The following is a 16,169-nucleotide window of genomic DNA, read 5'->3' as shown; positions in this document are numbered from 1 at the left end:
ATGGACAAGTTCACCACCCACACCGGCACCGCCGTGCCGCTGCGCCGGTCCAACGTGGATACCGACCAGATCATCCCCGCCGTGTACCTCAAGCGGGTGACCCGGACGGGCTTCGCCGACGGGCTGTTCAGCGCCTGGCGGGAAGACCCGGCATTCGTGCTCAACGATCAAAGCTATTCCGGGGCGTCGATCCTCATCGCCGGCCCGGAGTTCGGCACCGGCTCCTCCCGGGAACACGCCGTGTGGGCACTGCGGGACTGGGGCTTCCGCGCGGTGGTGGCTCCGCGCTTCGGCGATATCTTCCGGGGCAACGCCCTCAAGGAGGGCCTGTTGCCGGTCGAGTTGGAATTGAAAGCCGTCGAAGAGTTGTGGGATCTGGTCGAGTCGGACCCGACCACTCCGGTGACCGTCGACCTGACCGCCCGGCAGCTCCGGGCGGGGGAGTCCAGCTGGTCGTTCCCGCTGGACGACTTCAGCCGGTGGCGCTTGCTGGAGGGTCTCGATGACATTGGACTAACCCTCCGGCACGCCGCCGACATCGACTCGTACGAGGCGCGCCGACTGCCGTTCCTGCCCTCCGTGGCATAGCCGTACGCCCGCTCACACAGCGAATTTCACCCCCATCGGTCCAACCGGTGGGGGTGAATCCGTTGCGACACAAGGGCTTTTTTCTACCGAATGTTTGTGTCTAGGCAGCACAGGGCATAACGTGCGCGCAGAATGGCTCGCGTCGAGTCAGTTGCACAATCGGGAGGAAGTCGTGAACAAGGCCGAGCTCATCGAGGCGCTCGCCGTTCGCCTGGGGGACCGGAAGATGGCGACGGCCGCGCTCGACGCGGTCCTCACCGAGGTCCAGGCGGCGGTCACCAAGGGCGAGAAGGTGGCGATCACCGGATTCGGAGCATTCGAAAAGCGTGTGCGTGGCGCGCGAACAGCGCGCAACCCGCGTACCGGCGAGGCGGTGAAGGTCAAGAAGACGTCAGTCCCGACCTTCCGCCCCGGCGCCGGGTTCAAGGAGATGGTGGCCAGCGGCAAGGTGCCGAAGGCCGCGGCGGCGACGAAGAAGACCGCCACCAGCACCGCCACGGCCAAGGCGGCGGGCACGAAGGCGACCGGCACCAAGGCGGCCACCGCCAAGGCGGCGGGCACCAAGGCGACCACGGCGAAGGCGGCCAGCAAGAAGACCGCCCCGGCCAAGGCGAGCAAGACCGCCACGGCGACCAAGACGGTCGCCAGCAAGAAGACCGCCCCGGCCAAGGCGAGCAAGAGCACCACGGCGACCAAGACGGCCGCCAGCAAGAAGACCACCGCGGCGAAGAAGACCACCGCGGCGACCAAGTCGACCGCGGCGAAGAAGACCACCGCGGCGGCGAGCAAGAGCACGGCGGCAAAGAAGGCGCCGGCGAAGAAGGCTCCGGCCAAGAAGGCGGCCAGCAAGCGCTGACCGACCCACTACGAAAGGGCGTCCACCCGTTGGTGGGCGCCCTTTCGGCGTACGTGGACCGTTGACCCGTTCGGTCCGCTCGCGCAGAATCGCCGTGCCGGCCCCCTCCGCCGGCCCGTCGACGGGAAATGGGGCGCCGGTGCGCTATCGCCAGCTCACCACCGGGACGCTCGCGCTGGGCGTCATCCTCCTCATCGACGTGCTGCGGGTCTGGCTGCCCGGCATCATCACCATCTTCGGCCAGGCGGCGTCCACCCCGGCCGAGTTGATGGGCGCGTTCGCCCTCGGCTGGTTCGTACTCGCGCTGGGCGCGCCCGCGGTGGTCCGCCGGGTCGGTGCCCGACCGGTCGTGGTTGTCGCCGCCGTCGTGCTCGCCCTCGCCCGGCTCGCACTCACCGCCGCGCCGGGCGGGCGTACGCAGCTCTGGTTGGCCACCGCCGGTCTGCTCGCCGGGCTGGTCTGGCTGGTCGGCGTCGCCGCCGACACCGACCGTCCGGTTCCGGGGCTGGCGTTGGGTTTCGCTGTCAACGCGGCCCTGCACGCGCTGTGGGACACCGTCGACGTGGTCTGGTGGGGCACCTGGGTGGCGTGGTTGTTCAGCTCCGTCGTGGTGCTGCTGTTCCTGCTCGGCACGGCGCAGCCGGTAGCGCTGGCCGGTGGTGGTGACGGTGGCGCGCGGGCCTGGCTGCTGGCCGGTCCGGCGCTGCTGCTGGCCGGAATGGTGGCACTCTCCCCGGCGCTGGCCCGGACCGGGATGTCGTACCTGTTCGCCGGGGACGGTGTGGCGGGTTCGCCGTTGTTCGGCCTGGCGCCGGTGCCCGTCGCGGTCGCGGCGTTCCTGTTCACCGCGTCGACCCGGCCACCCCGGGGGTGGGGCCGCGCGTACGGGCCGCTGGCGTTGCTGGTGGGCGCGCTGCTGTTCGCCAGCGACCGGGGCGACCTGCTCGTCCCGGCCGTCCTGCTGGCCGCCGTCGGTCTCGGCGCCTGCCTCGCCCTGACCGACGACGCCAACCGCCCCAACGAGACGGCGGAGACCGAACCGACGGGCGCGGGCAGCGGAACCACGAGCGACGTCACCAGCGCGGCGGCGGCCCGCCGGGGGTACGCGGTGGCCATCGGCATGCTGGTCTTCGCGCTGGGGGCGGTCGGGTACTACTCCGCCTACGACCTCGGGTACCCCAACGCGGCGGTGCCCGCGGTGGTGGCCGGTCTGGTCGCGGTCGTGGCGTTCACCGCCCAACCCGTCGTCCAGTGGCTCCCCGGGCCGTTTTCGCCGCTACGGGCTGCCGCGGTGGTCACCGCGCTGGCGCTGCTGGCACCGGTGGTCGCCGACGAGGTTCCGGTGGCCAGCAACCGGGACGGCCCACCGGAGCGGCTCACCGTGGTGGCGTACAACATCCGGATGGGCTTCGGGTTGGACGGCCGGTTCGACCTGACCGGGCTCACCGAGGTGGTCGAGCGGCAACGCCCCGACGTGGTGCTGCTCAGCGAGGTGGACCGGGCCTGGCTGCTCAACGGCGGGCACGACACCCTTGACGTGATGGCCGACCGGCTCGGCATGCCGTACGTCTTCGCGCCGGCGGCCGACCCGGTGTGGGGTGACGCCGTGCTCAGCCGTTGGCCGATGGACGACGCGCGGAGCCTCCCGCTGCCAGCCGTCGGGGCGCCCACCGGGGCGCAGGCCCTCGGCGTGACGTTGGAACTCAGCGACGGTGTCCGTACCGCGGTGGTCAGCACCCACCTGCAACCGCCGCCCGGGAAGGGCCCGGTGGTCCAGGCCCGCGCGGTCGCCGACTTCGCCATCCGGTACGCCGCCGGCCGACCGCTGGTGGTGGCGGGCGACATGAACACCGAGCCGGGGGACGAGGCGTTCGAGCAGTTCACGGCCGCCGGTCTGGTCGACGCGTTGGCTGCCGCCCGACCGCTGGCGACCAGCCCCGCAGACGACCCCCGCGAGCAGATCGACCACATCTTCGTCTCGGCCGGTCTGACCCCCAGCGACCCGGTCGCGCCCCGCAGCACTGCCAGTGACCACCTGCCGGTCGCGGTGACAGTGACCCTGCCGCCCCGCTGAGGGGCTCTACAAGCGGTCGGCGGCCAACAGGCGGTCGGCGGTGAAGGCGAGCAGCCAACCGCCGCCCTTGGGCGTGCTGAAGTCCTCGTCGGTGCGGCCGGTCAGCTGCTCCAGGGCACCCGGCAGCACCTTGCCCTGGCTGCACACCGCGGCCTGGCCGCCGGCGTTGGCCAACTCCAGCAGCCGGGCGGCGGTGGCCAGGATCTGCTCGTCGCTCTGTTGGCCGGGCTGTGGCTCGTCGAGGTCGCCGCAGACCTCGATCGGCAGGTCGAGCAGCGCGGCAGCCGGGTCCAGTGTCTGCACACACCGTCGCGGTGACGCCGACACCAGCCGGGACGGCCGGATCAGGGCCACCAGCCCGCCCAGCGCGGTCGCCTGGGCCCATCCCTCGGCGTCCAGGGGCCGCCCGACGTCCGGGCCGGACCAGGTGGCCCGCTTACCGGCGTGCGCGTGCCGGACCAGCGCGACGGTGGCGGTCACCGACGGCAGCGCGGCGAACGCCGCCAGCACCTCGGCGTCGTGGGGGTAGCTGACCAGTCGGATCGCGTCGTCCACCGCGAGCCAGCGGATGTCGTCCACCTCGGTGCCCGGTTGGAAACCCCCGCTGGCGACCGCGAGCATCGACCAGTAGTCGACCAGCTTGGGCTGCCCCTCGCTGCGGTACCGCACCGACGGCAGCCGGACCTGCGGTACGCCCCGCACGTCGGCCTCCTCGGCCACCTCGCGGACGGCCGCCGCCAGGGCGTGCTCGCCCGGCTCCAGCTTGCCCTTGGGCAACGTCCAGTCGCCGTAGCGGGGGCGGTGCACCACGCAGACGTATACGCCGTCGGCGGTCGGCCGCCAGGCCACCCCGCCCGCCGCGCGGATGCCGGTCACGGCAGCCAACTCGTCCGCCGCCCTCGGGTGGCCCGGTGCCAGGCCGCCGGGAAGGAAGACCGCATCCGGTGTACGGAGGCGCGTTCCCGCTCGGCGAGCCGCCCGGCGGTGACCGCCAGCTCGTGGTCGTCCGGCAGCTCGGCGGCGATCTCCAGCCAGGTGTCCGCCGCGACCGCCGCATCCTGGTGCTCGCCGAGCACGTCCTGCACGCGGGCCAGGGCTCGGGACAGCCGGCGCGCGCCCTGGCCGACCGTCGGTGCCACCGCGTTGACCGCGTACCGGGCCTGCTTGGCCTCCTTGCGAACGGCGTGCCACCTGTCGTCCGGCGACCGGGCGTCGAGCCCGTCGACGCCGTCCGGCCCGGTGAGCCGAGACCAGGGGCGGGCCACCAACGCGGGCAGCGCCTTCGCCGCCGGAGCGGTCGCCCGCCGGGTGAGCCGGGGCGAGGCTGAGGCCAGCACCAGGGAGTCCACCAGGGCCAGGTAGCGGGGGGTACGCAATGCCTCGTCGATGGCGGCGAGTGCCGATCGCTGCCGTGCGGCGAGCACCTCGTCCAGCCGGTCCACGGCGTCCCCGTCGAGCGGGCTGAGCGGATCCGCGTCGGCGGTGGTGCGCAGCCGGGCGCGCAACACCTCGGCGTCGCGGGCCGCGCCGAGGACACCGGCCAGCCACCGCAGTTCGGTGCGCAGTGGACGGGACCAGGTCTTGCGGACCAATGCCTTGAAGGTGCGCAGGTCACTGCGGAGGCGTCGGCAGGCCACCCGCATCTGGTGCACACCGGTGTCGCCGCCGGTGCCTGGGGCGCGTAGTCGGACCAGCGGGTCGTGCGCGAGCAGCCGGCGGATCTCCTTACGGAGCGCCTCGGTCACCACGTCACCTGCTGTCGGCTCGGCGGGCAGCCCGTTTGGCGCGACCAGGTCCGGATCGGCCTGTGCTCTCTCGCCCAGCGCCCGTACGTGCTTCGGGGTGAACGACCCACCCTGGGCGCCGGCCTCGCGTAACACCGTGCCGATCCGGTCGAGCAGCGCACGGTCGCCGCCCTTGCGCTCGACCTCCAGCTCGCGGAACGTGTCGGTGGTGGCGCCGGAGTCGTCCAGCACTGTCACCCGGTCGTCCACCACCTCGGCGAGCACCGTGCCCGCCTTGTCGCACACCTCGTACGCGTGCCGGACCGTCCGGACGACGGTCACCGGGGCCAGCGGCGCCCCCCGGTGCAGGACGGTGACCAGCTCCACCAGCTCCGGCGGCGGCTGTCCCTTAGGCCCCGGGCGGGATACCTCGTGCCGGACGCCTGGTGTGCCGGTCGGCAGTTTCACCGTCCAGGGCAGCTCGTCACCCCGGCGGTGGCGCAACGAGGCACCGGCGCGGGCCAGCCTCAGGTCGACCGTGTCGAGGTAGCGGGCGACGAGCGTCACCGGTGGCAGCGCCCGGACGCGGCCCCCGGACGGTGCCGTGGCGGCCAGGTCCGGCAGCACGTAGGCGTCGTCCACCTCGTACTTCTGCTCCTCCTCGACCATCAACCCAGCCTATGCGGTGATCGGTCAGCCGGCCGTGCCACCGACGCGGCGCAACAACACTTCCTGTAGATGCGACCGGGTGTTGTCGTCGGCGATGGTATGCCGGGTCCAGCTACCGTCGCTGGACAGCTCGAACGCGTCCACGTCAGGGCTCATCGCGGCGGTCAGCACCTGGTCCAGCTCGGCGCGGGCGATCGGATCGCTGACCTGCACCAGTGCCTCCACCCGGCGGTCGAGGTTGCGGTGCATGAGGTCGGCCGACCCCATCCAGAACTCGGCCTCGCCGTTGTTGCCGAACCGGAAGACCCGGGAGTGCTCCAGGAAGCGGCCGAGGATGGAGCGCACGCGGATGTTCTCCGACAGCCCGGGCACCCCGGGTCGCAGCGTGCACATTCCCCGGATGAGCAGGTCGACGTGGACGCCGGCCTGGGAGGCCCGGTACAGCGCGTCGGTCACCCCCTCGTCGACCAGCGAATTGACCTTGAACTGGACCAGGCCGGGCATGCCCAGGCGGACATGCGAGATTTCCCGCTCGATGCGCTCGATGAGGCCGGTACGGATGCCCTGCGGAGCGACCAGCAATCGCCGGTACGCGGTCTGCCGGCTGTAGCCGGTGAGCACGTTGAACAGGTCGGTGAGGTCCGCCCCGATCTCCGGGTCGGCGGTGAGCATCCCGAAGTCCTCGTACAGGCGGGCGGTCTTCGGGTGGTAGTTGCCCGTGCCGATGTGGCAGTAGCGGCGGATCTGGTTGCCCTCCTGGCGGACCACCAGCGCGGTCTTGCAGTGCGTCTTCAGGCCGACCAGGCCGTACACCACGTGACAGCCGGCCCGTTCCAACGTGCGGGCCCAGCCGATGTTGGCCACCTCGTCGAAGCGGGCCTTCACCTCCACCAGCACCACCACCTGCTTGCCGGCGGCGGCCGCGTCGACCAGCGCGTCGACGATCGGGGAGTCGCCGCTGGTGCGGTAGAGGGTCTGCTTGATGGCCAGCACGTTCGGGTCGGCGGCGGCCTGCTCGATGAAGCGCTGCACGCTCGTCGCGAACGAGTGGTACGGGTGGTGCACCAGGATGTCCCCGTCGCGCAGAGTGGAGAAGACGCTGCGCGGCACCTCGCCCTCGGCGAGCCGGGGATGGGTGGCCGGCACGAACGGCGGGTCCTTGAGGTCCGGCCGGTCGGCCTCGCCGTACACCTGCCACAGCGCGGACAGGTCCAGCAGCCCGGGCACCCGCAGCACGTCCTGGTCGTCCATGTCCAGCTCGCGGACGAGGAGCTCCAACATGTGGTCGGAGATGGAGGCGGCCACCTCCAGCCGGACCGGCGGGCCGAACCGCCGCCGGGCCAGTTCCCGTTCCAGGGCCTGCAACAGGTCCTCGTCGCGGTCCTCGTCGACCTCCACCTCGGCGTTACGGGTGACCCGGAACAGGTGGCACTCGACCACCTGCATGCCACTGAACAGCTGCCCCAGGTGCACCGAGATCAGGTCCTCCACCGGCAACATCCGGACGCCCGGCTGGTCCCGGTCCACCCGGACGAAGCGGGGGACGTTGTTGGGTACCTTCACCCGGGCGAACAGCTCGGAGCCGCCGTCGGGGTCACGAACCGCCACCGCCAGGTTCAGCGACCGCCCCGAGATGTACGGGAACGGGTGCGCCGGGTCCACCGCGAGCGGGGTCAGCACCGGGAAGATGTGCTCCCGGAAGTAGGTCCGCAACCGTTCCCGCTCCGGGTCGCCCAGCTCGCCCCAGCGCAGGATGCGGATGCCCTCGCCCGCCAGCTTGGGCAGCACGTCGTCCACGAAGCAGGCGGCGTGCCGGGCGACCAGCGCGGCCGTGCGCTCCGCGATCAGCTCCAACTGGGTACGCAGGGGCAGCCGGTCCCCGCCGCGCACCGGCAGGCCGGCGGAGAGCCGCCGCTTCAGCCCGGCGATCCGCACCATGAAGAACTCGTCCAGGTTGCTGGCGAAGATCGCCAGGAACTTGGCCCTTTCCAGCAGTGGGGTGCGCTGGTCCTCGGCCAGGGTGAGCACCCGGGCGTTGAAGTCGAGCCAGGAGAGTTCCCGGTTGAGGAACCGGTCCTCGGGCAGCGGCGCCGGCGGTTCGTCGTCCTGCGCCGCGGCGGCGGTCGGGAGGTCGTCCGGCAGGACCTGGTGGACGCCAGCGACGGCGGGGGAATCCACCTCGTCGCTGGTCGGCACGGGGTCGAGGACCTCGTCCAGCCCGGAGGAGGCGGCCCCCGGGTCGTCGGCGAGGGTGTCGGCGCGGGCGGCGCCCGCCCGTTCGGCGCGGGACGGGCGAAAGCGGCCGTCGGTGCCGCGAGCGCGGGAACCGTTGCGGAGGTCGGAGGTGGGCTGGCGGGCCGGGTTCTCGCGAGGGGTGCTCACCCGCTCATAATCACCCGATTACGGTTAACGCAAAATGAACTTGGGCTCGCCGGCTCAGATCATCGTCGGCAATGTCACCCGGACGACCGTGCCGTCGGGATCCGTGTCGATGTGCACCCGCTGGCCGAGCCGGAGAAGCCGCAGCCCGGAGGCGTCGAAGGCCCGTGCGGGGAAGCGCATCTCGGTGCCGTCGTCGAGCAGCAGGACACCGCTGCGTGTCGCCGCGTCGTAGCTGGCCACCGTGCCCTGCATGCTGGCACCGTACACCCCGGCAGTGCGGGTCGGGCGGGTCAGCCCGCGGAGCGCGCGGGATGAGCGGCGGCGACGAGTGCGGCGGTGTGCGGCCCCAGCCCGAGCCGGATGGCGGTGGCCAGGTCCGTGGGAGTGTCCACGTCCCGGCGCAGGCTGGGCCAGTCCCCGGTCAGGGGCAGCGCCCCGCTCGCCGCGTGCGCGACCGCCGACCCCATCCCGAAGCGGGGATCCAGCGGAACTCCCGGCGGGGCGGTGAGCAGGACCGTGCCGCTGCCGGGCGCGTCCGGCACGAAACGGCGTACCCCCGGTCGGCCGTTCTGGGCCGCGAGCAGCGCGCCGGCCAGCTCGGCCGGGCGCAGCGCCGGCAGGTCCGCGGTGAGCCCGGCCACCCACCCGGCGGTGGCCCCGGCGGCGCCGTGCCGGAGCGCCGCGTTCAGGCCGGCGTCCGGCCCGTCGGGCAGCACCCGCGCGCCCGCCGCCCGTGCTGCCGCCGTCACCTGGGCGTCGTCGGTGACCACCACGGCCTCGGCGACCGCCGGGCAGGCCAGCACCGCGCGGAGGGTGTCGGCCGCCAGGGCCAGCGCCAGCTCCTCATGGGGTACGCCGGACAGCGCGCCCCGCAGCCGGCTCTTGGCCGCGCCCAGACGCTTCACCGGCACCACCACGGCCCACCTCGCCTGACTCACGTCCGCAATCCTGCCAGCCGGACGACGGGACCCTCGCTGGCCGTACCGGGGGCGAGCAGGCATGATTTCCGCTGCGGGTGTCGCGGGCGGGGTTTCGCGGCGGGGTTGGGGCGCGACGAGGAGGCACAGTGGCACGGCGAAGGCTGGGGTTCTGGCAACGGTTCGCCGTGGGGCTGGTCAAGCCCGTGATGACCGTGTGGACCCGCCGGACCTGGAGTGGCCAGGAACACCTCAGCGGCGACGGTGGCGTGATCATCGTGGCGAACCACCTCTCGCACGCCGATCCGCTGGTCTCCGCGCACTTCATCTACGACTCCGGGCGCTGGCCGCAGTACCTGGGCAAGGCCAGCGTGTTCCGGGTGCCGGTGGTCGGCTGGATCCTGCACCGGTGCCTGCAGATCCCGGTCGAGCGGGGCAGCGTCGACGCGGTCCGCTCGCTGGACGCGTTGGTCGGCGCGCTCGACAAGGGCGGTGCCGTGGTGATCTACCCGGAGGGCACCACCACCCGGCAGCCGGAGCTGTGGCCGATGAAGGCCAAGACCGGCGCGGCCCGGCTGGCCCTGGCCACCGGCGCGCCCGTCGTACCGGTGGTGATGTGGGGGCCGGAGCAGATCTTCGATCCACGGACCAGCCGGGTGAGCCTGCGCCCCCGGATCCCGGTGACCGTCGTCGCCGGGGAACCGATCGACCTGAGCCGGTGGGCGGACGCCCAACCGTCGCGGGCCACCCTCGAAGAGATGACGGACACCATCATGTTGCGGCTGCGGGACATGCTCGCCGAGATCCGTGGCGGCACGCCGCCGCCGCTGTGGGAACGACCCGTCCGGCCCTCCGCCGGCCGTGAGCAGCAGGGCGAAGCGGCATGAGCGAGCGAAGCAGTGGTGCGGTCCGGGCCGCCGTGCAGCGAAACGGAGCGGCGGAATGAGCGGGCACGTCGCGGTGCTCGGCGCCGGTTCCTGGGGCACCGCCTTCGCCAAGATCCTGGCCGACGCGGGCCGTGACGTGACCGTGTGGGCCCGTCGTGCGCCGGTCGCCGAGAGCATCCGGGCCGAGCGCCGCAACCCGGAGTACCTGCCGGACCTGCTGCTGCCAGCCCGGGTCACCGCCACCGCCGACGCCGCCGAGGCGATCACCGGTGCGGAGGTGGTGGTCCTTGCGGTGCCGTCGCAGACCCTGCGGGGCAACCTCGCCGAGTGGGCCGGGCACCTGCACCCGGACTCCACCCTGGTGTCGCTGATGAAGGGCATCGAGCTGGGCACCACCAAGCGGATGAGCGAGGTCATCGTGGAGACCGCAGGGGTCGCCGCCGACCGGGTGGTGGTGGTGTCCGGTCCGAACCTGGCCCCGGAGATCGCCGCCGAGCAGCCCGCCGCGACAGTGGTCGCCGGGACGAACGGTCACCGTACGGCGCTCGTGCAGGCGTCGATCCGGACGCCGTACCTGCGCCCGTACACCAACGACGACGTGATCGGCTGTGAGCTGGGCGGGGCGGTCAAGAACGTGATCGCCCTGTCGTACGGCATCGCCACCGCGATGGGTTTCGGCGACAACACCCGGGCCATGCTGATGACCCGAGGGCTGGCCGAGACGGCCCGGCTGGGCGTGGCGCTCGGCGCGGACCCGATCACCTTCGCCGGTCTCGCGGGCATGGGTGACCTGGTCGCCTCCTGCTCCTCCCCGTTGGCCCGCAACCGCACCTTCGGGGAGCACCTGGGGCGGGGCGAGACGCTGGAGCAGGCCCAGACCGCCACCCGGCAGACCGCCGAGGGCGTGAAGAGCTGCCTCGCGATCCGTGACCTGGCCCGCGCGCACGGCGTGGAGATGCCGATCACCGAGCACGTCGAGCGGATCTGCCACGAGGGGATGGATCCGCGCCTCGCCGTGGAGACCCTGATGAGCCGCACCGCCAAGCCCGAGTCGTACGAGTGAGGATCCGATGAGCGAGTGGGGAGACGGCACCCGTTGCGTACGCGCCGGCCTGCCGGAGGCGAAACCAGGAGACCCGTTCCTGCCGGGGCCGGTCTTCGCCGCGCCGTACCACCTCGACCCGTTCCAGGGCCCTGGCGCGTCGCCGAACGGCTACGGTCGCCCGGACAACCCGACCCGGCGGTTGCTGGAGGCCGCCGTGGGCGAGTTGGAGGGCGGTGAGTGCCGCGTCTTCGCCACCGGTCAGGCGGCCATCACCGGCCTGCTGCTGACCCTGCTGCGCCCCGGGGACACCGTGGTGCTGCCCACCGACGGCTACTTCCCGGTCCGGGCGTTCGCCACCGACGTGCTGGAGGCGATCGGCGTCCGGGTGCTCTTCGTGCCGACCGTCGGGCCGTACCCGTCGTTCGAGGGTGTCCGGCTGGTGCTGGTGGAGACGCCGGCCAACCCGGGCCTGGACGTGGTCGACGTGGCGGCCCTGGCCGAGCGGGCACACGCCGCCGGCGCGCTGCTCGCGGTGGACAACACCACAGCCACCCCGCTCGGTCAGCGCCCGCTCGACCTCGGCGCCGACCTGGTGGTCGCCTCCGGCACGAAGGCGCTCACCGGCCACTCCGACCTGCTGCTGGGTTACCTGGTCAGCCGGTCCACCGAGCTGATCGCCGCGGTGACGACCTGGCGGACGACCACCGGTTCGGTTCCGGGGGCGTTCGACGCCTGGCTGGCACACCGGTCGCTGGCCACTCTCGACCTTCGGCTGGCCCGACAGAGTGCGAACGCCGCTGCGGTCGTCGACCTGCTCGCCGGCCGTCCGGATGTGACGGGCCTGCGCTGGCCGGGGCGGCCGGACGACCCGGCGTACCCGGTGGCCTCGACCCAGATGCGCCGGATACCGGGGGTGCTGTCGTTCGACCTGGGCAGCGCCGAACGGGTGGGCCGGTTCATCGAGGCTGCCCGGCTGGTGGCGGCGGCGACCTCCTTCGGTGGCCTGCACACCACGGCGGACCGCCGGGAGCAGTGGGGCGACGACACCGCACCGGGCTTCGTCCGGCTCTCCTGCGGGGCCGAGGACACCGCGGACCTGGTGGCCGACATCGCCGCCGCGCTGGACGCGGCCGGGCCGGTCTGAGGTTGCCGATGGCATCACCGTCCCCGACCGACCGGGCCACCCTCGTGGGCCGGCTGCGCGCCGCCGGCTGCGTCTACGCCGAGGACGAGGCCGAGTTGTTGCTGGCCGCCGCCGACTCCCCGGCCACGTTGGCCGACCTGTCCGACCGTCGGGTGGCCGGTGAACCGTTGGAGTACCTGCTCGGGTGGGCCGAGTTCGCCGGCCTGCGGATCGCCGTCGACGCCGGCGTCTTCGTGCCGCGGGCCCGGACCGCCCTGCTGGTCCAGGTGGCGGCCGAGGTCACCGGCCCGGCCCCGGCCGTCGTCGACCTCTGCTGCGGGTCCGGGGCCACCACCGTCGCGCTGGCGCACCGACTCACGCCACGCTGGCTGGCCGCCGCCGACATCGACCCGGCGGCCGTGGCGTGTGCGCGGCGCAACGTCGACGGGCTGGACATCGAGGTGTACGAGGGCGACCTCTTCGCGCCGCTGCCCCCGCAGTGGCGGGGCCGGCTGGACCTCGTCGTCTGCAACGCCCCGTACGTGCCGACCGACGCGGTGGCGCTGATGCCTCCGGAGGCGCGGCTGCACGAGGCCCCGGTGGCGCTCGACGGCGGGCCGGACGGGCTCTCCGTGTTGCGTCGGGTGGGCGTCGACGCGGCCGGATGGCTGACTCCCGGCGGACACCTGGTGGTCGAGGCCGGCACCACCCAGGTGTCGGCGCTCTGCGACGCGTTCAGCGCGGCCGGCCTGATCCCCGCCGTGCGCCACGACGAGGACCTGGACGCCACAGCGGTCGTAGCCCAACGCCCAACCTAACCCCCTCCGGGCCCGGGTTGAACCGGTCGATCATGGAGTTGTGGTGTCCAGTTTGTGCCACATCACGTTATTCCTTCCCCGCCACAACTCCATGATCGACGGGAAGAGGCTGGGCGGGGTGGCCGGGCGTGGCGGGGGAGGGGGCTTGGCACTAGCCTCGGCTCACACTCATGACGGCGGGAGGCGGTTTCGGTGGGCAGCGCAGGGGTGCCGGTGGTCGTCGGGTTGGACAACGGCGGCACGAGCAACAACGCCACAGTGCTGACGGTGGACGGTCGGTTCCTGGTGGACGGGCTGCTGGAGATCCCCAGCGAGGTGCAGGCCGGCCCGGACGCGGCGATCGAGGCGCTGGCCCGGGCGCTGGACGGGGCCCTGGCGCAGACCGGGGTGCCGCGCGAACTGGTCCAGGCGGTCGGGTTGGACACTCCCGGCCCGGCCAGCGCCGACGGGGTCATCTCGTCCCGGGGTTCCACCAACTTCTCCCAGCCGGCCTGGCGGGGCTTCGACGTGCGCGGAGCGCTGGAACGACGGCTCGGCCTGCCGGTGATCTACCACAACGACGGCAACGCGGCGGCGCTCTACGCCCACCACGTGCACTTCGGCGCCGAGGCGATGACCCGATCGTCGGTCTCCGCGATTGTCGGCACCGGCCTCGGTGGCGGCGTGGTGGAGAGTGGTCGGGTGATCGCCGGTGCGGCCGGCATGGCCGGGGAACTCGGCCACGTGCACGTCCCGCTGACCGGACTGCTCGGTCCGGGCCAGCCGGAGCCCACCTGTGCCTGCGGCTTCACCGGTGACGTCGAGAGCGTCGCCTCGCTGACCGGCATCGAGCGCAACCTGCTGCCGTACTGGCTGACCCGGTACCCGGACCACCCGCTCGCCGCCGAACCGGTGGCTCGGGCGGCGAAGCTGGTGCGCGGGTACGGCGAACGGGGAGACGCCCTCGCGCGGGATCTGTTCACCCAGCAGGCGATGGCGCTGGGGCGGTTGTTCACAGTGGCGGCGAACTTCACCGACCCGCACGCGTACTTCGTCGGTGGTGGGGTGGTCGAGGCGGCACCGGAGTTCCGTGACTGGTTCCTGGCGACGGTCCGCGAGCACACGGTGCTGCGCGAGGAGCAGGCGGCCGTGGCCACCTTCGCGCTGGTGCCGGACCGGGACATGGCCGGTGCTCGGGGTGTGGCGATCGCCGCTCTGGAGAGGCTGCGCGCGGCCCCGGAGCCTCGCCCGCTGGTCGCCTGAGCCTGCCCACATCTGCCGCGCCAGCAGCCTGCCTTGTCGTTGGTGCCACCGCCCCGGGGGCGTGGTCCCGGTCTGGCGTCTGAGTCGGTCGCGTCCCGGCCCGCCGCGCGCCCTGACAGGCGGCGCGGCGGGCGGTCGCAGGTGAGGTGTCCGGTCGGTGAGCCGTGTGGGGGTCTGGTCAGGGGCGCGGTGGCGCCTGGGCGAAGGCCGCCCACGCGGCCGTTGCGAACAGCAGGGCCGGTCCGGCCGGATCCTTGGAGTCGCGGACGGCCACCAGCCGTGGCAGCGCGGCAACCTCGACGCAGGCGCCCTCATCGCCGCTGCGGCTGCTCTTGCGCCACGCCGCCGCGGCCAAGGCCGCTGTGATTGTCGGTGTCATCGGTCCTACCGTCCCTTCAGGGCTGACAGGAGCATCTCGCGGCTGTCCGCCGGGCTGAGCGCCACGCTTCGGAGATGCTCCATGATCTTGGTGCAGGTACGCGTCTCGCCGGCCCGGTCGAGGATCATCTGACCTGCCACGGTCTCCACCGAGGCGATGATCGGATCCTCCGGGTCGGCGAATTCGAGGATGTGCAGTGAGCCCCGCGTGCCCCGGTGGTAACCGGCCGACAGGGGGATCACCTGGACGCTGATGTTCGGCAGCTCGGCCATCTTGACCAGGTGTCGCAGTTGCCCGTCCATCACCGACTGGTCGCCGACCGGGCGTAGCAACGCGCCCTCGTCGATGATCGCGTCGAAGATGGGTGGGTTGTCGGCGGTGAGGCGCTGTTGCCGGTCGAGGCGGATCTTGACCCGCTGTTCCACCAGGTCGTCGCCGAGGGTGTGCGGCCCGCCGCGCATCACGCCACGGACGTAGTCCGCGGTCTGCAGCAGGCCGGGCACCACCGAGGGCTCGAAGTTGGCGATGGCGGTCGCCTCGGCCTCCAACGCGATGAAGTCGATGGTGCGTGGATCCAGCAGGTACGAGTACGACACCCACCAACCTGGCTTGCGGGCGTCTTTGGCGAGTAGCACCGCTGCGGCCACCTCCTCGGCACTCACCCCGTACGACGTGAGCAGGGCGCGCACGGTGGCTGGGGTGATCAGGGTCTGGGCGTTCTCGTACCGGGAGAGGGTGCTGCGGGTGCTGTTGATCTCATCCGCCGCGGTCTCCAGCGTCAGCCCGGCGGCTTCCCGGTGTTGGCGCAGGGCGATGCCGAGCCGGCGGGCGCGGGCGGTCTTCGGAGCCATACATCGATGGTCGCACACATTTGCGGGAACGTCTGCATGAGAGAACGTCGATGAGAGTTGCATTCACGGCTGTACACGTGTCAATCTGTTATCGCGTCCTCACCGCCGGTTGTCGTGGCGACGGTGGTGGTGAGCGACCGGAGGGGATGGGGCGCGCGGCGATCGGGTTTCTCCCCCGTACCCGATCGTCGCGTGCCGCCCCTCCATCCCGGCCCGCCGGAAGGAGACGACGTGGGAACCTGCCCGCAGCCCCCCGCCGTGTGCGCCGCGGGCGGCTTTCGATGACCCGCTTTCTCGTGGTGCTCACCGACGTACGCCCGGTCGAGGGTATCGAGCGCAACGAGCGGGTCGCGCCGGAGCGGCGCCGCCAGGTGGTCGGCGCCAGCAGTCGTGAGGCGGCCGACCGTATCGCCGGAGCGTTCATGGCGCTGGGCATGGTGCGGGCCGGCCGACAGCGGGTCAAGGTGATAGCCGTCGGTCGCCGGCACTCCCGGGACTGAATAGGCCCAGGTCACCGGCCTGCGGGACAGATACTGTCCCGTCACGCACCGTATACCTCTTGTTGACCGATTGCCGTGTCGTGCTGCGGCTCGCCGGGTATCGCCTCGCCCTGC

The 16,169-nt window shown here is 72.5% G+C and carries 16 protein-coding genes; 9 read left to right on the top strand and 7 right to left on the bottom strand.

The genetic code is table 11. The features are described from left to right. The 3 genes from leuD (at position 1) to FHU34_RS27645 (ending at position 3,518) form a co-directional block, all read left to right on the top strand. Positions 1 to 588 carry a 3-isopropylmalate dehydratase small subunit gene (leuD, locus tag FHU34_RS27655; protein ID WP_145785129.1) on the top strand — a complete coding sequence of 196 codons (588 nt, stop codon included), beginning with the start codon at positions 1 to 3 and terminating at the stop codon, positions 586 to 588. 172 nt (positions 589 to 760) lie between these two features. After that, positions 761 to 1,444 carry an HU family DNA-binding protein gene (locus FHU34_RS27650; protein ID WP_208745087.1) on the top strand — a complete coding sequence of 228 codons (684 nt, stop codon included), beginning with the start codon at positions 761 to 763 and terminating at the stop codon, positions 1,442 to 1,444. A 139-nt stretch (positions 1,445 to 1,583) separates the two neighbouring features. Continuing rightward, positions 1,584 to 3,518 carry an endonuclease/exonuclease/phosphatase family protein gene (locus FHU34_RS27645; protein ID WP_145785127.1) on the top strand — a complete coding sequence of 645 codons (1,935 nt, stop codon included), beginning with the start codon at positions 1,584 to 1,586 and terminating at the stop codon, positions 3,516 to 3,518. A gap of 6 nt (positions 3,519 to 3,524) precedes the next feature. On the opposite strand, the gene FHU34_RS27640 is transcribed toward FHU34_RS27645, so the two are convergent. Genes FHU34_RS27640 through cofC form a run of 5 tightly spaced genes read right to left on the bottom strand, consistent with a single transcriptional unit; the run spans position 3,525 to position 9,231 of the window. Further along, complete coding sequence (locus FHU34_RS27640; protein ID WP_145785126.1) at positions 3,525 to 4,403, bottom strand: NUDIX hydrolase; 879 nt, start codon at positions 4,401 to 4,403, stop codon at positions 3,525 to 3,527. After that, complete coding sequence (locus FHU34_RS27635; RefSeq protein ID WP_145785125.1) at positions 4,391 to 5,911, bottom strand: CYTH and CHAD domain-containing protein; 1,521 nt, start codon at positions 5,909 to 5,911, stop codon at positions 4,391 to 4,393. Before FHU34_RS27635 ends, FHU34_RS27640 begins: the two co-directional genes overlap by 13 nt. A gap of 24 nt (positions 5,912 to 5,935) precedes the next feature. Further along, positions 5,936 to 8,293, bottom strand: a complete 2,358-nt coding sequence (locus FHU34_RS27630; RefSeq protein ID WP_145785124.1) for an RNA degradosome polyphosphate kinase — start codon at positions 8,291 to 8,293, stop codon at positions 5,936 to 5,938. 54 nt (positions 8,294 to 8,347) lie between these two features. Further along, positions 8,348 to 8,545 carry a cold-shock protein gene (locus FHU34_RS27625; RefSeq protein ID WP_145785123.1) on the bottom strand — a complete coding sequence of 66 codons (198 nt, stop codon included), beginning with the start codon at positions 8,543 to 8,545 and terminating at the stop codon, positions 8,348 to 8,350. Between the two features lie 38 nt (positions 8,546 to 8,583). Then, the gene (gene cofC, locus FHU34_RS27620; RefSeq protein WP_145785122.1) at positions 8,584 to 9,231 is read right to left on the bottom strand and encodes a 2-phospho-L-lactate guanylyltransferase; all 648 of its coding nucleotides are present in this window, start codon (positions 9,229 to 9,231) and stop codon (positions 8,584 to 8,586) included. A gap of 128 nt (positions 9,232 to 9,359) precedes the next feature. On the opposite strand from cofC, the gene FHU34_RS27615 reads away from it, so the two are divergent. From FHU34_RS27615 to FHU34_RS27595, 5 genes are all read left to right on the top strand, one after another. Further along, on the top strand, positions 9,360 to 10,097 hold the full coding sequence (locus tag FHU34_RS27615) for a lysophospholipid acyltransferase family protein (RefSeq protein WP_145785121.1): 738 nt from the start codon (positions 9,360 to 9,362) through the stop codon (positions 10,095 to 10,097). A gap of 55 nt (positions 10,098 to 10,152) precedes the next feature. Then, positions 10,153 to 11,160, top strand: a complete 1,008-nt coding sequence (locus FHU34_RS27610) for an NAD(P)H-dependent glycerol-3-phosphate dehydrogenase (protein ID WP_145785120.1) — start codon at positions 10,153 to 10,155, stop codon at positions 11,158 to 11,160. 7 nt (positions 11,161 to 11,167) lie between these two features. Next, a complete protein-coding gene (locus tag FHU34_RS27605; RefSeq protein WP_145785119.1) occupies positions 11,168 to 12,286 on the top strand; it encodes a cystathionine gamma-lyase in 1,119 nt (372 codons plus the stop codon). Positions 12,287 to 12,294: 8 nt separating this feature from the next. Continuing rightward, on the top strand, positions 12,295 to 13,083 hold the full coding sequence (locus FHU34_RS27600) for a putative protein N(5)-glutamine methyltransferase (RefSeq protein WP_145785118.1): 789 nt from the start codon (positions 12,295 to 12,297) through the stop codon (positions 13,081 to 13,083). A 192-nt stretch (positions 13,084 to 13,275) separates the two neighbouring features. After that, the gene (locus FHU34_RS27595; protein ID WP_145785117.1) at positions 13,276 to 14,325 is read left to right on the top strand and encodes an ROK family protein; all 1,050 of its coding nucleotides are present in this window, start codon (positions 13,276 to 13,278) and stop codon (positions 14,323 to 14,325) included. A gap of 178 nt (positions 14,326 to 14,503) precedes the next feature. Here the strand turns inward: FHU34_RS27595 and FHU34_RS27590 are convergent, their stop codons facing one another. Continuing rightward, a complete protein-coding gene (locus FHU34_RS27590) occupies positions 14,504 to 14,704 on the bottom strand; it encodes a DUF397 domain-containing protein (protein WP_145785116.1) in 201 nt (66 codons plus the stop codon). A 5-nt stretch (positions 14,705 to 14,709) separates the two neighbouring features. Next, positions 14,710 to 15,555, bottom strand: coding sequence for a helix-turn-helix domain-containing protein (locus tag FHU34_RS27585; protein ID WP_145785115.1), 846 nt, complete (start codon positions 15,553 to 15,555; stop codon positions 14,710 to 14,712). 281 nt (positions 15,556 to 15,836) lie between these two features. On the opposite strand from FHU34_RS27585, the gene FHU34_RS27580 reads away from it, so the two are divergent. Next, positions 15,837 to 16,055 (top strand): hypothetical protein, encoded by a 219-nt coding sequence (locus FHU34_RS27580; RefSeq protein ID WP_145785114.1) that lies wholly within the window; start codon positions 15,837 to 15,839, stop codon positions 16,053 to 16,055. Positions 16,056 to 16,169: the final 114 nt, after the last annotated feature.

Origin of the sequence: Micromonospora taraxaci (genome assembly GCF_007830095.1) — a bacterium.
Classification (GTDB): Bacteria; Actinomycetota; Actinomycetes; order Mycobacteriales; family Micromonosporaceae; genus Micromonospora; species Micromonospora taraxaci.
This window is presented reverse-complemented; position numbering and strand designations above follow the sequence as displayed.

What these genes read in the sequence shown, in the direction of transcription:
- leuD (WP_145785129.1), top strand. Translation starts at nt 1, where the DNA reads ATGGACAAGTTCACCACCCACACCGGCACCGCCGTGCCGCTGCGCCGG.
- FHU34_RS27635 (WP_145785125.1), bottom strand. Translation starts at nt 5,911, where the DNA reads ATGGTCGAGGAGGAGCAGAAGTACGAGGTGGACGACGCCTACGTGCTG.
- FHU34_RS27625 (WP_145785123.1), bottom strand. Translation starts at nt 8,545, where the DNA reads ATGCAGGGCACGGTGGCCAGCTACGACGCGGCGACACGCAGCGGTGTC.
- FHU34_RS27610 (WP_145785120.1), top strand. Translation starts at nt 10,153, where the DNA reads ATGAGCGGGCACGTCGCGGTGCTCGGCGCCGGTTCCTGGGGCACCGCC.
- FHU34_RS27605 (WP_145785119.1), top strand. Translation starts at nt 11,168, where the DNA reads ATGAGCGAGTGGGGAGACGGCACCCGTTGCGTACGCGCCGGCCTGCCG.
- FHU34_RS27600 (WP_145785118.1), top strand. Translation starts at nt 12,295, where the DNA reads ATGGCATCACCGTCCCCGACCGACCGGGCCACCCTCGTGGGCCGGCTG.
- FHU34_RS27590 (WP_145785116.1), bottom strand. Translation starts at nt 14,704, where the DNA reads ATGACACCGACAATCACAGCGGCCTTGGCCGCGGCGGCGTGGCGCAAG.
- FHU34_RS27585 (WP_145785115.1), bottom strand. Translation starts at nt 15,555, where the DNA reads ATGGCTCCGAAGACCGCCCGCGCCCGCCGGCTCGGCATCGCCCTGCGC.
- FHU34_RS27580 (WP_145785114.1), top strand. Translation starts at nt 15,837, where the DNA reads ATGACCCGCTTTCTCGTGGTGCTCACCGACGTACGCCCGGTCGAGGGT.